Annotated in this window: 15 protein-coding genes and 1 other annotated feature; of the genes, 5 read left to right on the top strand and 10 right to left on the bottom strand. The window is 46.2% G+C overall.

The genetic code is table 11. The annotated features are described in order from the left end of the window. The first annotated feature begins 93 nt into the window (after positions 1–93). Positions 94–1,386 (top strand): MipA/OmpV family protein, encoded by a 1,293-nt coding sequence (locus F0265_RS07420; RefSeq protein WP_171748761.1) that lies wholly within the window; start codon positions 94–96, stop codon positions 1,384–1,386. A 52-nt stretch (positions 1,387–1,438) separates the two neighbouring features. On the opposite strand, the gene F0265_RS07415 is transcribed toward F0265_RS07420, so the two are convergent. Both F0265_RS07415 and F0265_RS07410 read right to left on the bottom strand, forming a co-directional pair. Next, complete coding sequence (locus tag F0265_RS07415) at positions 1,439–1,918, bottom strand: porin (protein ID WP_171748407.1); 480 nt, start codon at positions 1,916–1,918, stop codon at positions 1,439–1,441. 47 nt (positions 1,919–1,965) lie between these two features. Further along, positions 1,966–2,142 carry a hypothetical protein gene (locus tag F0265_RS07410; protein WP_006958948.1) on the bottom strand — a complete coding sequence of 59 codons (177 nt, stop codon included), beginning with the start codon at positions 2,140–2,142 and terminating at the stop codon, positions 1,966–1,968. A gap of 361 nt (positions 2,143–2,503) precedes the next feature. Here F0265_RS07410 and hrpA point away from each other — a divergent pair, with 361 nt between their 5' ends. After that, positions 2,504–6,433: an ATP-dependent RNA helicase HrpA gene (gene hrpA / locus F0265_RS07405; RefSeq protein ID WP_171748760.1), complete on the top strand. Its 3,930-nt coding sequence runs from the start codon at positions 2,504–2,506 to the stop codon at positions 6,431–6,433. A 102-nt stretch (positions 6,434–6,535) separates the two neighbouring features. Continuing rightward, positions 6,536–7,033 (top strand): outer membrane beta-barrel protein, encoded by a 498-nt coding sequence (locus F0265_RS07400; protein WP_171748406.1) that lies wholly within the window; start codon positions 6,536–6,538, stop codon positions 7,031–7,033. A 65-nt stretch (positions 7,034–7,098) separates the two neighbouring features. Here F0265_RS07400 and F0265_RS07395 read toward each other — a convergent pair whose 3' ends face one another. The 8 genes from F0265_RS07395 to F0265_RS07360 form a co-directional block, all read right to left on the bottom strand. Then, entirely contained in the window at positions 7,099–8,358 is a 1,260-nt protein-coding gene (locus F0265_RS07395) for a dicarboxylate/amino acid:cation symporter (protein ID WP_171748405.1), read from the bottom strand. Positions 8,359–8,697: 339 nt separating this feature from the next. Further along, the gene (gene trpA, locus F0265_RS07390) at positions 8,698–9,504 is read right to left on the bottom strand and encodes a tryptophan synthase subunit alpha (protein WP_171748404.1); all 807 of its coding nucleotides are present in this window, start codon (positions 9,502–9,504) and stop codon (positions 8,698–8,700) included. Beyond that, positions 9,504–10,694, bottom strand: a complete 1,191-nt coding sequence (gene trpB / locus F0265_RS07385; protein WP_171748403.1) for a tryptophan synthase subunit beta — start codon at positions 10,692–10,694, stop codon at positions 9,504–9,506. The genes trpA and trpB overlap by 1 nt, the downstream gene beginning before the upstream one ends. A gap of 90 nt (positions 10,695–10,784) precedes the next feature. Further along, positions 10,785–12,212, bottom strand: a complete 1,428-nt coding sequence (gene trpCF / locus F0265_RS07380) for a bifunctional indole-3-glycerol-phosphate synthase TrpC/phosphoribosylanthranilate isomerase TrpF (protein WP_171748402.1) — start codon at positions 12,210–12,212, stop codon at positions 10,785–10,787. 24 nt (positions 12,213–12,236) lie between these two features. Beyond that, positions 12,237–13,235: an anthranilate phosphoribosyltransferase gene (trpD, locus tag F0265_RS07375; RefSeq protein WP_171748401.1), complete on the bottom strand. Its 999-nt coding sequence runs from the start codon at positions 13,233–13,235 to the stop codon at positions 12,237–12,239. 13 nt (positions 13,236–13,248) lie between these two features. Further along, on the bottom strand, positions 13,249–13,854 hold the full coding sequence (locus F0265_RS07370; protein ID WP_043007582.1) for an aminodeoxychorismate/anthranilate synthase component II: 606 nt from the start codon (positions 13,852–13,854) through the stop codon (positions 13,249–13,251). A gap of 2 nt (positions 13,855–13,856) precedes the next feature. After that, on the bottom strand, positions 13,857–15,422 hold the full coding sequence (locus F0265_RS07365) for an anthranilate synthase component 1 (protein WP_171748400.1): 1,566 nt from the start codon (positions 15,420–15,422) through the stop codon (positions 13,857–13,859). 131 nt (positions 15,423–15,553) lie between these two features. Further along, positions 15,554–15,656: a sequence feature (Trp leader region), on the bottom strand. Next, positions 15,603–15,728 carry a trp operon leader peptide gene (locus F0265_RS07360; RefSeq protein WP_019275902.1) on the bottom strand — a complete coding sequence of 42 codons (126 nt, stop codon included), beginning with the start codon at positions 15,726–15,728 and terminating at the stop codon, positions 15,603–15,605. Its footprint overlaps the feature before it by 54 nt. Before the next feature lie 82 nt (positions 15,729–15,810). Here F0265_RS07360 and F0265_RS07355 point away from each other — a divergent pair, with 82 nt between their 5' ends. Further along, on the top strand, positions 15,811–16,662 hold the full coding sequence (locus tag F0265_RS07355; RefSeq protein ID WP_171748399.1) for a PHP domain-containing protein: 852 nt from the start codon (positions 15,811–15,813) through the stop codon (positions 16,660–16,662). 90 nt (positions 16,663–16,752) lie between these two features. After that, positions 16,753–17,373: an L-threonylcarbamoyladenylate synthase gene (locus F0265_RS07350; protein ID WP_006958936.1), complete on the top strand. Its 621-nt coding sequence runs from the start codon at positions 16,753–16,755 to the stop codon at positions 17,371–17,373. Positions 17,374–17,483 lie beyond the last annotated feature (110 nt).

Below are 17,483 nucleotides of genomic sequence, written 5' to 3'. Positions count from 1 at the left end.
TAAGTATTAACTTTATCGATTGATGAGAATTTGAGTCGTTCAGTCAGTTTTGGACAAAAAATGATTAATATAAATAGACAGTTGGCACTGACGATGTTGGCCGCGAGTGCAATCAGTTTTTCTGCAACAGCCGAAGAAGAAACCAGCATCAGTGAACAGGATTGGGGTATTGCGGCTGTCTATCGTATGGCGTCTATCCCTTTTTACACGGGTAATAATGACCAGACGGTTGGTACGTTTGTACCGATGATGTATTTCGAGAACGAGCATGTGTTTGTCGAAGGCTTGCAGGGCGGAGCTTATCTTTATAAGCCAGAGGATGAAGCTTTTCAGTTAAGTGCATTGATGCGGCTGCGATTTGTTGATATTCCTTCTTCAGAGCAAAACTCGAATGGAGGAGACGCCGTCGACTTTGGTGGCCAGCTACGCTATTTCCTCGATGACGATTGGTATCTTGATGCTGAATTGATGACGGATGATGAGTTTCGTTTTCACAGCAACTTGAGTATCTCAGGCGAGTTTGAATATGGGGACTGGGAACTTAAGCCACATGCGCGCCTGCGTTACAAAGACGCCGACTTTAATAGCCAGTATTACACCTTCTCAGATGTCACTAAAGAAAATGTCGGTGGTGGCGTGGATCTGAATGTGGGAATCGATGCACGTTATCATGTTTATTCCAATCTTTATTTGCTCGGTTCCACCAGCGTAACTCGCTTGGATAACAATGCGTATCACTCCAGTACGGTTGAAGACCGTTATCAGGGGGAATTTTACATTGGTTTTGGTTTCTTCAACGACAAGTCAAAAGCACCGAAGTCTGAGCTCAAGAACAAACGCTATTTCCGAATAGCGCATGGTTGGGCAACGCCGTCTAACATCGGCGATATCATGAAGCTCAATACAGAGAAAGATCCTTACAACAACCAGATGACCTCTTTCTTCTATGGACACCCACTGACAGATGAATTGTTTGGTGTGCCGTTGGACATCTATTTTACACCGGGTATTGTTCATCACTGGTCTTCAGATGTGCAATCTGCCAGTACGGAGTATGTTGCGGCGATTAAGGCTTACTATACCTTTAACTGGCCCACTCAGTGGCGATTTGGCGTTGCCGAGGGTATGTCGTTCATTGATAGCATTACCTACATTGAGCAGACTGAAATGGACTCCAAGGGATATAACGCGAGTAATTTGTTGAACTATTTAGATTTCTCATTCGACGTGAATGTGGGTGATCTGATCAATAATCGAGATTTGGACAATATGTGGGTAGGGTACTCGCTCCATCACCGCAGCGCGATATTTGAGCAAGCTTCTCAGTATGGCCGGATTAAAGGTGGCAGTAACTACAACACAATTTACGTTCAGTTCGATTTTTAATCGAAAGATAGATAAAGCCGTTAGTGATGATTCGCTAACGGCTTTTTGCGTTTTAGAAGTGGAATTCAGCGCTCAGTGCATAGCTGTTTTCAACCACTTTTGCTTCGTATTGTGTGTATTCAAGAGCAATACGTGCAGGGCCTAATTTTACACCGGCACCGACACCGTAGTAGATGTCATCGCTGTCTTTGATGTTGTTTTGGAAGTGACCCACACCTAAACGGCCGTAAATATCGAAAATAGTGATAGGTAGAGTCAATTTAGCGCTTGCTAGCCAAGCATTTGAGTAGATGTGCTCTAAGTCTTTGTTGGTATCAACAAAGTCAGCGTAACCCGCTTCCACAGAAAGCAGTGAGTTAATCGCGTAGCCTGCGTAAAGGTTGTAACCACTGTTTGTGTCGCTCAGATCCAGATCGTCGTTTTTAACTTGGTAATCTGAGTACAAAAAGCTCGCACCGATGTAAGGGTTTGCCATAACTTGACCGGCGAAAAGAAGCGCTGTGATAGGGAGGATGACGGTTTTCAATTTCATGATTAACTTTCTCTTAAATGTATCTAAATAAAGGTTTATTGGTGTAATTAGCTGAAGTTGTAAGGAAGCTCATTCCTTTCCAGACGATCCATGTTTAGCTGGAACTTCAGTTCTTCCAGCTGCTTGCGTTTATCAACGCTGATTGTATTGCGCTTTCTTCTGCGCCCCCTTGGCTGCAATGCCACAATACAGTCGAGTACATCTTGTGTTTCGTCGTTGAACATAAAATGCCTTTTTCGTAATCAGACAGACGTTATAACTAAGGTCACGAGATGAACGTTCGTGACCTCATTTGGACGAGGCATAGAATGGAACAAGGCAGGGTATTAGACATAACAAGGCGATAAGCTTGTTATAAATCACGCTAAACTTATTATTTTCTGATTATATAAATTTCATAAAATACAGGGTATTAGCACCAAATTTGGGGTTAATAACTAAATCTGTTGGCAATTTTGGGCTTTGATTACAGCAAAATCAGGCTTGGCTTTGACGGAAAATTTGCTTTGCGCATTGAGACATTTGCCATAGCGACTGTGATACAATCCGCGACAGTTTTATGTAGTGAAAAGAATAGGTAACGCTTTGACTTCGTCACAGCCAGAAAAAAATCCCGCCTCTGAAGAAAAAGGGCAGGCTAATAACGCCGCCTCTCTTCGCAAGGCATTGAATCAGTGCATGCTCAAAGACAGATTTCGTCTGAGCAAGCGCATTTCAGGCGCGAGTAAAATAAAGAAAGAAGCGTCTCGTCATGCTGTGTTTGACGAAATTGCATTGGATATTGCCAAATCCATGATGGATGTAGAGCAAAGAGCCAGCTATAAGCCCACCATTGAATATCCAGAAATACTGCCTGTTAGTCAGAAAAGAGATGACATTGCAGAGGCGATAGAAAACAACCAAGTGGTTATCGTTGCCGGTGAAACAGGCTCAGGTAAAACCACTCAGTTGCCAAAGATTTGTGCCGAACTCGGGCGTGGTCAGTATGGCTTGATTGGTCATACTCAGCCAAGACGTCTTGCAGCTCGTTCGGTGGCGAATCGTATCGCTGAAGAAATGGAAACCAAGCTGGGTGAGTTTGTAGGTTATAAAGTTCGATTTAACGATCAGATTTCAGACAATACTCAAATCAAACTGATGACTGACGGTATCTTGCTGGCTGAAATCCAGCACGATCGTTTCTTAAATCAGTACGACACCATCATTATCGATGAGGCGCACGAGCGCAGTCTCAACATCGATTTTATTCTCGGCTATCTCAAAGAGCTTTTGCCGCGTCGCCCGGATCTGAAAGTGATCATCACTTCGGCGACCATTGACCCTGAGCGATTCTCGAAACACTTTAGTGACGCGCCTATCATCGAAGTGTCTGGCCGTACTTATCCGGTAGAAACACGTTACCGTCCACTACGTGGTGACGATGACGTCGATCGCGATCAGTTAGAAGGTATTTTTGACGCAGTTGATGAGCTGTGTGATGAAGGGTTGGGTGACATCCTGATCTTCATGAACGGTGAACGAGAAATTCGCGATACTGCTGACGCGCTAGCAAAGCGCAATCTAAAAAGCACTGAAATTGTACCCTTGTATGCACGTCTCTCAGCGGGTGAACAGAACAAAATTTTCCAACCTCATGCAGGACGTCGAATCGTATTGGCGACCAACGTTGCTGAAACCTCTCTGACAGTACCGGGCATCAAGTATGTCATCGACCCGGGTACGGCGCGTATCAGTCGCTACAGCTATCGTACCAAGGTACAACGTCTGCCGATTGAACCAGTTTCTCAAGCGAGTGCGAACCAGCGTAAAGGTCGTTGTGGTCGTGTTGAGGAAGGTATCTGTATTCGTTTGTATTCGGAAGATGATTTTGAATCTCGACCAGAGTTTACGGATCCAGAAATTCTTCGCACCAACCTAGCGTCGGTTATTCTCCAGATGACAGCGCTGGGTTTAGGCGACATTCAAGCGTTCCCGTTCGTTGAAGCACCTGATAAGCGCAATATTCAAGATGGTGTGCGACTTCTGGAAGAGCTGGGTGCCATTAATGAAAATGCGAAAGATCCTAAAAAGCGTCTGACCTCGATTGGTCGCCAGTTGGCCCGTCTGCCGATTGACCCTCGTTTGGCTCGTATGGTTCTTGAAGCGCCAAAATACGGCGCGTTGAAAGAAGTGATGGTTATTGCTTCAGCGCTGTCTATTCAGGACCCTAGAGAAAGGCCGAGCGACAAACAGCAATCGTCGGATGATAAACACAAGCGCTTCTTCCATGAAGAATCGGATTTCCTGACGTTTGTTAACTTATGGGATTACGTTCAGAAGCAGCAAAAGGCATTGACCGGGAACCAGTTCCGCAAACAATGTAAGCAAGATTACCTAAACTACTTGCGAGTGCGTGAGTGGCAGGATGTCTATTTCCAGATTCACCAGTCTATGCGTGAAATGGATTTCAAGCTCAATGATGAACCTGCTAGTTATCAAGGTACTCACAGCGCGATTTTGGTCGGGTTGCTCTCCCATGTTGGTATGAAAGACCAAGAGAAAAATGAGTACCAAGGTGCGCGTAACGCGAGATTCCATATTTTCCCTGCTTCAGGTTTGTTTAAGAAACAGCCGAAATGGATTGTGTCAGCCGAGCTGGTGGAAACCTCGAAGCTATGGGGGCGCATTATTGCCAAGATCCAACCTGAATGGATTGAACCGCTGGCCAAGCACCTCATCAAACGCAGTTACAGTGAACCTCACTGGTCGAAAAAGCGCGCAGCTGTCATGGCACACGAAAAAGTGATGCTATATGGCATCCCGATTGTGCCTAAGCGTCTGGTGAATTACGGCAGTATTGACGCGACGGTGAGTCGAGAAATCTTTATCCGCAGCGCCCTTGTTGAAGGTGAATGGGATACCAAGCACGCGTTCTTCAAAAAGAATCGTAAGCTGCTACAAGAAGTGGAAGAGCTGGAGCACAAGTCCCGTCGTCGTGACATTTTGGTCGATGATGATGAGTTGGCAGATTTTTATGATCAACGAGTCGGGACAGAAGTAGTCTCAGGCCGCCATTTTGATACTTGGTGGAAGAAAGCGTCTAAAGAGAACAGCGAACTACTGAACTTTGAAAAAGAGATGTTGTTTAAGGGTGACGCGAGCCACGTTACGGATCTGGATTACCCTAACTTCTGGCACCAAAATGGCCTCAAACTGAAACTGAGTTACCAGTTTGAACCGGGTGAAGACAATGACGGTGTGACTGTTCACTTACCTCTGCCTATATTGAATCAGGTTGAACAAGCCGGGTTTGACTGGCAAATTCCGGGGCTGCGTCATGAATTGGTCGTTAGCCTGATCAAGTCGCTGCCTAAGACGATTCGTAAGAACTTCGTACCTGCGCCGAACTACGCTGACGCGTTTTTAGCTCGTGCCACGCCAATGGAAGCCCCTTTACTTGACGCTCTGGAAAAAGAGCTGCGTCGTATGACGGGTGTGGAAGTGTTACGCGATGATTGGAACATGGATCAGGTTCATGATCACCTCAAGGTGACATTCCGTGCAGTAGACCATAGAAACCGAAAGCTGAAAGAAAATCGCGATCTTCATGAGCTTAAAGAAAGCCTGAAAGACAAGGTTCAGGAAACCCTGTCGAAAGTTGCAGATGACGATATCGAGCAGCAAGGTCTTCATACTTGGAGCTTTGGTGAGCTGCCGAAAGTGTATCAACAGAAACGTGGCGGTTACGATGTTAAAGCGTATCCGGCGATTGTAGATAGCAAAGACAGTGTTGAAATAAAGCTCTACGAGACAGAGCAAGAGCAGGTTTCAGCGATGAGAGCGGGTCAGCGTCGTTTGATTTTGCTTAACGTGCCGTCTCCGATTAAATATCTGCATAGCAATTTGCCGAACAAGTCTAAGCTGGGTCTTTACTTTAACCCTTATGGAAAAGTACTCGACCTGATTGATGACTGTATCGCATGTGGTGTCGACAAGTTGATTGAAGAGAAAGGCGGCCTAGTATGGCAGCCTGAGCAGTTCGAGCAGTTGAAAGAACACGTTCGAGCGGAACTCGGCGACACCGTTGTTGAGATTGCGAAACAAGTTGAGACAATTTTGACGACCGCGTTCAGTATTAATAAGAAGCTAAAGGGTAAGATAGACTTCACAATGGCTTTTGCTTTGTCAGATATCAAAGCTCAGATTGAAGGACTGATCTTCAAAGGATTTGCAACGGAGTGTGGCTGGAAACGTCTTCCAGATATATTGCGTTACATGAAAGCGATTGAGCGTCGTATGGAAAAATTGCCGATCGATCCTAACAAGGACCGTCTGCATATGCTGAAGATTGAATCAGTAGCCAATGACTATAAAGAATTGCTCAACAAAATTCCTAAAGGAATGGCCGTACCAGACAACGTCAAAGAAGTACGTTGGATGCTTGAGGAACTGCGCGTCAGCTATTTTGCTCAGCAGTTAGGTACGCCGTATCCGGTATCGGACAAACGTGTGAAGAACGCGATTGACGATTGTTAGGTATATAAATTGCATAAAAATTTAAACATAACAAAATTTTGACTGAGATTGGCAGAGGATTGCCGCGGCAGCTTCTGCTAAGGGAAAATAAAGAAGGTTAATATGAAAAAGACACTACTCGCACTAGCATTATTGGGTGCATCAGCAACAGCATCAGCGGACTCATGGATCTACGGCAGTGCAAGTGTAGGTCAAGCAGACTTAGGTGGTGAGTCTTCTACTTCGTACAATGTTCACGTAGGTACGGGAATCCTACCATTAATTGGTCTTGAAGCGGGTTACCAAAACCTAGGTGACTTTGACAATGTGAATTACGGTGGTGTTACTCGCGCGAACCTTGAAGGTTCAACAATTTACTTCGCTGCTAAGCCAAGCCTAGACTTTGGTCCTCTGCATGTATATGCGAAAGGTGGTTTGCACTCGTACGATCTAAAAGGCAGCGGTGGCTTCAAAGAAGATGAGATCGACGTAATGTACGGTGTGGGTGCGGAATACTTTGTAATGGGTCCTATTTCTCTGGGCGCGAGCTACAGCGTATTCAACATGAAAGAAGACGATGTGAAAAACTTCTCGCTAAACGCGACCTTCCACTTCTTGTAATAGACACATCACGAAAAAGCCCGGCTATGTTACTAGCCGGGCTTTTTATTATCTGAAATCAGCGATTAAGCTTGCTGCTTTTGTAGCTCTGCTTCTTTCGCTTCTTCTTCGATCAGTGAATCAACAATCACAGCACAAGCGGCGTCGCCTGTGATGTTCAATGCAGTACGAATCATGTCGAAGATACGATCAAGAGCGAACAGTAGAGGTAGACCTTCGATAGGGATACCTGCTGCCAGAAGAACGGCAACAACTAGGAACGAAGGGCCAGGTACACCTGCTTGACCCACTGCGCCAAGTGTCGAGGTAATAATGATGGCAATGTACGCGCCCATACCAAGATCGATGTTGAACAGTTGCGCGAAGAAGATCGCGACCAAACCGTAGTAAATTGCGTTACCTGACATGTTGATCGTTGCGCCAAGTGGGAGAACGAAAGACGCTGTCGAGTTTCTTACACCCAGCTCATGCTCACAGGTATCCATCGTGACTGGCAGAGTTGCCATTGATGAAGCGGTAGATAAGGCCACGGCTTGAGGTTTCTTCATTGCTGTCAGGAATTTCTTCGCAGAGGTCTTAGTGAAAATATGCACCATAAGAGGGTAGGCAACGAAACCAAAGATAAGAATTGCAGCGATGTAGACAACAAACAGTTTGAATACCACCATCAAGGCGCCAAAACCGAAGGTCCCTACTGCTTCTGCCATCAGGCCAAATACGCCTAGCGGAGCAATGATCATAACCTTGTTGATCATCCAAACCATTGCATCAACAATGCAATTTACGCCGTTAATGATTGGGTCACGACGCTCTTTTGCTTGCTTAGAAATCGCAATACCAAAGAACATACAGAATACTAGGATTTGCAGTATATTTGCTTCGTTCAGTGACTGGAAAACGTTTGTTGGGATCATACCTGTGATGGTTGCCCAGAAAGAAGGTAGTTCACCTTTAGAAGCGTACTCAGAAGAGAACATGCCCTCGATGCCTGAAACATCGATACCCATGCCTGGTTTGAATACTTCACCCATAAACAGTGCTAGGGCAACAGCAAGTGCTGACGTTAAGCCAAAGTAACCTAAGGTGACTAAGCCCACTTTACCAGCAGATTGGCTATTACCTAAACCCGCAGCGCCAGAGATCAAGGCTACGGCGACCAAAGGAATAACCAGCATTTTGATTAGATTTATAAAAATCGCACCTAATGGAGCGAAGACGGTAGCGCTGTTTCCCATGAAGGCACCTACGGCAGTACCTACAATCATGGCGATGACAACCTGAACGCCAATGTTGCTTAGCAAACTCTTTTCTTTTAACACTTCCATAACCTCTGTGCTAACAAAATTTAAATTTCCAGAATTACCATCTAAGTTAAATAATCTAAATAGATAATAATTTCGCCTCGCTTTTTACACGTTATTTTTACATTTAGCAATAAGGTACAAAGTCAATCGGGCCAATTAAAACCACTTTTATTGATGGGTGATAATTTTTTAACCAATAGCAAACGTTTGCTATTGGTGGTGAGTATGTTTTTTGGCTGGAGAGATTTGTAAGGTGATTGAAGTGTGAGGTGGAGATTTAACGTTGAAATGTTAAAAAAAAGATCGATTTCCTTAAGGACTTAAGAAACCGATCTCATAGATGTTTAGATGGCTATTCCGTTATTTTTGTGTTGCAGCCTTCATTGGAGAAACAAAACTAGCGAGCTGATTTAACATTTCCTGCGGAGACTCGACGTTTGATTCGATGATCTTGACGATAGCGGAGCCTGAAATCGCGCCAGCGGCACCAGACTCAATCGCTTGTTTGACTTGCTCTGGCTGAGAAATGCCAAAGCCTAAAAGCGATGGTGGAGCATCGTACTTGTTGAGCTTATCTAGCAGGTCACTCACTGGCATGTTGGCTTTTTTTTCAGCACCTGTTACGCCAGCACGAGAAAGTAGGTAAGTATAGCCCCCACCTAATTCAGCAACCGATTTTAGTGTCTCTTCTGATGCTGTTGGCGGTGCAATGAAGATAGGCTCAACACCGTGTTTCTTTGCCGACTCAACAAACTCTTCGCTTTCATTGGTTGGTACGTCAGCAATTAACACAGAATCGATACCGGCATTTGCACAACGCTGGTAAAAACTGTCGATGCCGCGCGCGTAAACAAGATTAGCGTACATTAAAAGGCCGATCGGGAGTTCTGGGTATTTAGCGCGGATCTTTCCAATCAACTCAAAGCAGATATCTGGAGTAGCTCCCGAGTCCAATGCGCGAATGTTTGCTCCTTGAATGGTAGGGCCATCGGCGAGTGGATCCGAGAATGGAATACCCAGTTCAAGTGCATCGGCACCTGCTTCAACCAGTGTTTCCATAATCTTCAGCGATTGCTCAGGGTTTGGGTCGCACACCGTTACAAAAGGAACAAATGCACCTTGGTTTTTCTCGTTCAGGCGCTCAAACATAGATTCATAACGGCTCATTAGATAACTCCTTTTTCTTCTAGAATGGCGTGAACAGTAAAGATGTCTTTGTCACCACGACCTGATAGGTTTACGACCAGAAGTTGTTCTTTGTCTGGGTTCTCACGAGCCATACGCAGTGCATGAGCTAATGCGTGAGAGGACTCTAGGGCAGGGATAATACCTTCACTGCGAGCCAGCTCTTGGAACGCTTCCAAAGCTTCATCATCTGTTACGTTGTCGTATTCTGCACGGCCAATCGCGTTCAGGTGTGCGTGCTGAGGCCCAACTGAAGGGAAATCAAGGCCTGCTGAAACAGAGTAAGACTCTTCAACTTGCCCGTTCGTATCTTGCATCAGCGGTGCTTTCATACCAAAGAAAATGCCGGTTTTACCGTGCTTAAGAGGAGCGCCATGCTGGTCGGTATCAATACCTTTACCCGCAGGCTCAACACCAATCAGGCGAACCGTTTCTTCTTCAATAAAGTCAGCAAACATGCCGATTGCATTTGAGCCACCACCCACACAAGCGATGACGGCATCAGGAAGGCGACCTTCACGAGCCAGAATCTGATTCTTTGTTTCTTCACCGATCATGCGTTGGAAATCACGTACGATGGTCGGGAATGGGTGAGGGCCAGCGGCGGTACCCAGTAGGTAGTGCGCTTCTTCGTAGCTTGCTGACCAGTCACGCAGTGCTTCATTACATGCGTCTTTAAGAGTTGCAGAACCCGAGTGAACAGGAATGACTTTCGCGCCCATAAGTTTCATACGGAACACGTTCGGGCTTTGACGCTCTACGTCTTTTGCACCCATGTAGACGCGACATTTTAGCCCGAGCAAAGCACAGGCCAGAGCAGTTGCCACACCATGTTGACCAGCGCCAGTTTCTGCAATGATCTCGTTTTTGCCCATACGCTTAGCCAACAGTGCCTGGCCTAGTACTTGGTTAGTTTTGTGCGCGCCACCGTGTAGTAAATCTTCGCGTTTAAGGTACAGCTTGGTTTTTGTACCTTTGGTCAGGTTGCGAGTCAGCGTTAGTGCCGTTGGACGACCAGCGTACTCTTGCAGTAGGCTCATAAATTCGCTGCGAAACTCTGGGTCTTCTTGCGCATCGATAAACGCTTGTTCTAGCTGCTCTAGTGCAGGAACGAGAATTTGGGGTACGTATTGACCACCGTATTCGCCAAAGTAGGCATCAAGTTTTGCCATGGTTTTATTCCTTCAATTCAGTTTGGCAGTGCTCTCTAGCACACCAAAAAATTTCTTTAATTATGAGTAATTAAGCTTTAATAAATCTAGTTAGTAGCTGCGAATCGCATCAAATGCCTGCTGCAGCTTCTCTGCGTCTTTTTTACCCGGTGACATTTCAACACCAGAATTCAAATCCAGACCAAGGCAGCCTTGTTGTGCAGCTTTCTGAGCATTAAAAGGTGAAATACCACCCGCTAGCATGATTTTTGATGCATCGCTTATCAAAGACCAGTCGAAGACTAATCCAGTACCACCAGATTGAGATCCGACTTTAGTGTCTAATAGGTGACGACTGATTGGTGCATCAAGCAGAGTCGGCAGAGTGTCTGTGACGCCGTAAGCTTTCCAAATCTCAATGTCATCACCCAACTGTGCATGCAATGCATCAACATAGCTTTGGTCTTCTTCACCGTGTAATTGAACCACAGTGAGACCTAGCTCTTTGGCGGTTGCCGTGACTGTGTCAATCTCTTGATTCTGGAACACGCCAACGTATTTCAAAGGCGCACCAGACATGGTTAAACGGGCAGTTTCCAAATCAACACAACGCTTAGATTTGGTCGCGAAAATTAATCCGCCAAACACAGCGCCGGCTTGGTAAGCTTTCGCAGCGTCATCTGGGTGCGTCAGGCCACAAACCTTGTTTTCACCTAGCGTGACTTTACGTACCGCGAGTTCGAGGTTGTCCTCTGCCATTAATGAGCTGCCAATCAGAAAGCCATTGGCAAAGTCAACGAGGTCACGGACTTCTTGGTGTGTGTAGATGCCTGACTCCGAAATGATAGTCGCCTCTGGTGCCAGTTCACGTATTGTTGGTGCCAGCTCTTTGGTGCGGTTCAAATCTGTTGTTAGGTCACGTAAGTTGCGGTTATTAATACCAATAACTTTAGCACCAAGCTTCACCGCGCGGTGCAACTCTTCTTCATTACTGACTTCGGTCAGAATGCCCATGTTGAGTGAGTGAGCCACTTCTTCCAGTTCTTTATACTCGGCATCATCAAGTACAGACAGCATCAGCAGAATTGCGTCAGCAGAGTAATGGCGAGCTAGATAAACCTGATAGGTATCGACCATAAAGTCTTTACACAGAATCGGTTGAGACGCTTGCTTTCTTACTTGTGGCAGGAAATCGAAGCTGCCCTGAAAGTACTTTTCGTCGGTAAGTACTGAAATCGCATCAGCGTGGTTATTGTAAACGGATGCGATGTAATCGAGATCAAAGTCGTCACGAATCAGTCCCTTGGACGGGGACGCCTTTTTACACTCCGTGATGAAAGCGGTATTGTCGCCGCTCACTGCATCGTAGAAGCTGCGATCAGAGGGTGTAAGATTCGCTTTGAATGTGTCGAAAGGCTGAGAAGCTTTACGCTCTTCCACCCATACATATTTGTCGCGAACAATCTTGGCCAATACTTTAGCCATTTTGGCTTCTTTAATGGAAACGTGTTCTGAGAGCTTATCTTGTGTTTGAGTCATTATAGTTTTCCGTTCCCTGAGAAATTAGGCGTGAGCCGCCAGTTGATTTACTAATTCAAACGCTTTACCTGAATTCATCGCGTCGATGGCTTGCTGAGTGTTGGCCTTGAGATCTTCATGGCCAAATAAGCGCATTAGAAGCGCAACGTTAACCGCTACTGCACCCAGCTGGGCGTCGGTGCCTTTACCCGTGAGGATATTGGTAATGATGGCTTTGTTCTCTTCAGGATCACCGCCTTTAATCGCTTCAAGCGGATGCGCTGTCAAGCCAAAGTCTTCTGGAGTCAACGTGTATTCAGTAATTTGCCCATCTTTGATTTCCGCTACTGTGGTGTTGCCATGAATAGCAACTTCATCTAGGCCGCTACCGTGCACTACGGCAGCGCGCTTCATGCCCATCTTAAGCATAGTTTCAGCGATAGGACGTACCAGCTCTTCGCTGTACACACCCATAAGCTCAATGTTTGGGCGAGCAGGGTTGATCAGCGGGCCTAAGATGTTAAAAATGGTACGAGTTTTCATGGTCTGACGAACAGGCATCGCGTGGCGAACACCACTGTGGTATTGCGGCGCAAACAAGAAAGCGACACCGAGTTTATCTACCGCTGCACGAGTATCTTCTGCGCTCATGGCGAGGTTGATGCCAAATGAATCAAGCAGGTCAGAAGAGCCCGATTTGCTTGAAACACTGCGGTTACCGTGTTTTGCTACCTTCAAACCACATGCCGCAGCAACAAAGGCAGCTGTGGTCGAAATGTTGATGGTATTGTGGCCATCACCACCAGTGCCCACGATATCCGCGAAATCATAGTCAGGGCGAGGGAATGGATTTGCATTGGCAAGCAGTGCTTTTGCTGCGCCAGCGATCTCATCCGGTGTTTCACCTTTAATCTTCAGTGCTGTCAGCGCCGATGCCATAAGAATTGGATCAAGTTCACCGCGAATAATGATGTCAAAAAGCTGTTGGCTTTCTTCCTGAGTTAGCGGTTGTTGTTCATAGAGTTTGTTGATGATCGTTTCCATTCTTATTTGCTCCTTATTGCTGCACTGACGTTAGATTTGATTCTTGTAAAGCCCACTCAATCGCATTGGCTAACAGTGTTGCGCCATGAGTAGTCATGATGGATTCCGGGTGGAATTGGAAGCCACAAATTTTATCTTGTTCATGAACCACAGACATGACGAGTCCGTCGACCTCTGCGGTTACGGTAAGTGTTTCAGGTACCTGCGTAGCCACTAACGAGTGGTAACGCGCAATGGCAAGTGGTGAAGGAAGGCGGCTATAAGTCGGATGATTCTGGTGTTCCATCATCGACACTTTGCCATGGACAATTTCACCTGCGCCAGCAACGGTGCCACCATACGCTTCAACGATGGCTTGGTGACCGAGACAGATACCGATCATCGGCACTTTACCTTTCAGGCGTTGGATGACTTCCGGCATTGAGCCAGCTTCAGATGGCGCACCTGGGCCGGGGGACAGTAACACAACCGGATTGTCTAGTTCGTTGACCGCGTTTTCAATCGCTTCCGCGGCAATGTGGTTGCGGTAGATTTTGACGTCGTGTCCGAGTGAACGAAACTGATCCACTAAGTTATAGGTAAACGAGTCAAAGTTATCGATAAATACAATGTTAGCCATCTCTACGACTCCTTATGCGCTGACTGAATTGCAGAGATAACGGCTTGCGCCTTACCACGAGTTTCATCTGCTTCGGCTTGCGGTTCTGAATCAAACACAACACCTGCTCCCGCTTGAACTTGAGCGATGCCATTCTCGACATAAGCAGAACGGATAACGATACAGGTGTCTAATGTACCTTCGCCAGTGAGGTAGCCAACGGCACCGCCATAGCTACCACGGCGCGCACCTTCGACATCTCTGATAAGTTGCATCGCACGGATTTTTGGTGCACCAGTCAGTGTCCCCATGTTCATGCAAGCTTGATAAGCGTGCAGAGCGTCCAGGTCGTCTCGAAGCTGACCAACCACTCGGGATACTAAGTGCATTACATGGCTGTAGCGGTCGACTTTAAGCAAATCGGCAACGTGGCGAGAACCTGCTTGGGAAATACGAGCGACGTCGTTACGCGCGAGATCCACTAACATCATGTGTTCAGCGTTCTCTTTCATGTCAGTGCGCAGTTCAAGCTCAATACGGCTATCTAGATCGAAATCGATAGCACCATCAGGGCGTTTACCGCGGCGACGCGTACCTGCGATTGGGTAAATCTCGACTTGGTTAGTGTGGGTTTCGTATTTAAGCGCACTTTCAGGTGATGCGCCAAACAGAGTGAATAGCTCATCTTGCATGTAGAACATGTAAGGGCTTGGGTTGTTTAGCTTTAATTCTTTGTATGCAGCGAGTGGTGATGGACAAGGCAGGGTGAAGCGGCGTGACGGAACAACCTGAAAGATATCGCCTCGTACTACGTATTGCTTTAGATCTCGAACGATTTGGCAGAAATCTTCATCTGAAACGCTTGGCTGTGGAGAAACGTCAGTTAATTTGGTCGCTTGCGGTAAATGTTTCAGGTTAGCGCATTGTGACTGAATGCTTTCAATGCGTGCTTCCAGCGTCGCTTTTTCTTCGCTATTCGCAAACAATGTGGCTTGTAAATCACAAGACTCGCTCTGATGGTCTACGACGAGCAGAGTTTCTGCGACGTAAAAAACGTAGTCTGGGCATTGGTTTGATGCTTCTGCATTACCTAAAGGTTCAAAGTTCGCCACCATGTCGTATGCGAACAGACCACCAAGGAAAACGGCGTGTTGCTGATGTTCAGTAAGATCAAAACTGTGCTGGACCAGACGCAATGCATCAAAAGAAGACGCTTCTCGTAAGCGAGAATCTTCATCAAGTGTATCGCAAGGCGCTTCAAACTCTAGTGTCAGCGTTTGGCCATCAAATGAATGAACCACATTGCTATGAATGTTGTGAGTCAAATGAGAAAGCAGGTGTTTACCGTTATTGGTCAGTGCTTGCATGGTCACAATGTGGCCGTTGCAAACGATGCGAACAGCGGAATCAACGATCAGCAGGCTTTTCAGATCCTGTTTTGAATCGATCTCTGCGGACTCCAATAACAGGCTGTCGGTTTTGTTTTCACACAGAGTATGAAACAGACGAGTTGGATCCTGCGTGTAAGGTGCAGATGCTTGGATAACTTCTAGGTTTCCAAGCTTTTTGATTTCAATGGCCTTGTTCACAAGACCTCCTTTTCATTTGTAATCTTTTTTACTTCCTGCCGTACATAGTCGCACAAAGAAAACGTTCACCCAATGTGGAATTTGCTCTATTTGATGAATGTTTGACCAGTTGAGTGCTGAGTATCCGACAAAACAAAAAGCCCGCTTTAGTAGCGGGCTTGATAACATTAATTTGGTAAATTAAAAGTACACGTTAGCCCACCAAGAACTTGTCCAAGTACGCCACCAAGCAAGGTCTGCAGAACTGTCACGTAGAGAGTCAGCTGCAAGATTCGCTTTCTGGTTTTGGTTAATTTCTTGTAACATAGTGAGCCTTAATTCAGGTACTTCGTATTTGTGTACTAGTTAACTAGTGCAGAGGTAAAAAGTCAACTAAAAAAACACATTTATGAGAATTGATTTACACAGCCATACCACGGCCTCTGACGGACGATTACCTGCTAACGAATTGATAGACAGAGCGCTCGGTTTTGATATCGATGTGCTGGCGATTACCGATCACGATACGGTAGATGGTTTAGAGATTGCGCATCAGTATGTTCAAGACAACCAGCTACCCATAAAAATCATTAACGGTATTGAAATATCCACGGTGTGGCAAAATAAAGACATCCACATTGTTGGGTTGAATATAGACCCAAAGTCCGCCGAGTTGGCTCAGTTAATCGAACAGCAGAAAAAGCACCGTGAAGGGCGAGCGGAAATGATCGCTCATCGCCTGATCAAAGCGACCCGAGAAGGGGTGCTCGAAGAGGTGCAAGCCATTGCCGGAGATGCGCCGATTACGCGAGCGCATTTTGCAAAATGGCTGGTGGACAATGGCTACGCCAAAACCATGCAACAGGTATTTAAGAAATACCTGACTCGCAATAACCCAGGTTATGTACCACCGAGTTGGTGTTCGATGGCTGATGCCGTCAGTGCCATTCACAGTGCGGGTGGTCAAGCGGTGCTTGCGCATCCCGGGCGCTACGATCTCACCGCAAAATGGATTAAGCGACTGCTTGCCGCATTTGTTGAAGCGGGTGGTGATGCGATGGAAGTGGCCCAACCACAACAGGGCCAACAAGAAAGGCGCAACTTGGCGGATTATGCTATACAATACAAACTATTAGCGTCTCAAGGCAGTGACTTCCATTATCCGTCTCCTTGGATGGAGCTGGGCAGGAATTTGTGGCTGCCATCAGGTGTAGAACCTGTATGGAAAGATTGGGGTATTGAGCCTTCGCAAGCTGATTGACCATAGGTTGTGGCGATTAGTGACTTAGATTGCTATTAAATCAATACGTTACAAATATAGAGTCGAGAGACTCGATGATGAGGAATTACAATGAGCCAGTTTTTTTACGTTCACCCAGAAAACCCCCAGGCTCGCTTGATCAATCAGGCTGTGGCAATCATTCGTAATGGCGGTGTGGTTATCTATCCGACAGATTCCGGTTATGCACTGGGCTGTCAGCTAGAGAATAAGCAGGCTTTGGAGCGAATTTGTAAGATTCGTCGATTGGACGAAAAGCACAATTTTACTTTGCTTTGTCGCGATCTTTCAGAGCTGTCTCTTTATGCTCGTGTCGACAACACCGCGTTTCGATTACTAAAGAACAATACGCCAGGCCCTTACACGTTTATCTTCAAGGGGACGAAAGAAGTACCACGTCGTTTGATGAACTCTAAACGTAAGACGATTGGTATCCGTGTACCGGACAATCAGATTGCGCTGGACTTGCTGGAAGCGCTTGGTGAACCTTTGATGTCGACGTCATTAATTCTTCCGGGCAATGACGTTACTGAATCTGACCCAGAAGAGATTCGCGATAAACTAGAGCACGCGGTGGACTGCATCCTAAATGGTGGCTACCTTGGTGAGCAGCCAACGACCGTAGTCGATTTCAGTGATGATGAGCCTGTCATTGCCCGCGTTGGTTCGGGCGACCCAGCTGCATTCGAGTAGCAACTTCGCTTTCACAAAAACTCCAATTATCAGAGCATAGTGTGTTGATACCTATGCTCTTTCAACCCGCAAAAATCCCAAGTGACTGCTATGCTGATTGTTAAGTCTAA

Origin of the sequence: Vibrio sp. RE88 (assembly GCF_013113835.1) — a bacterium.
Lineage (GTDB): Bacteria > Pseudomonadota > Gammaproteobacteria > Enterobacterales > Vibrionaceae > Vibrio.
Note: the sequence above shows the minus strand (reverse complement) of the source record. Positions and strands in the feature narration are given on the sequence as shown.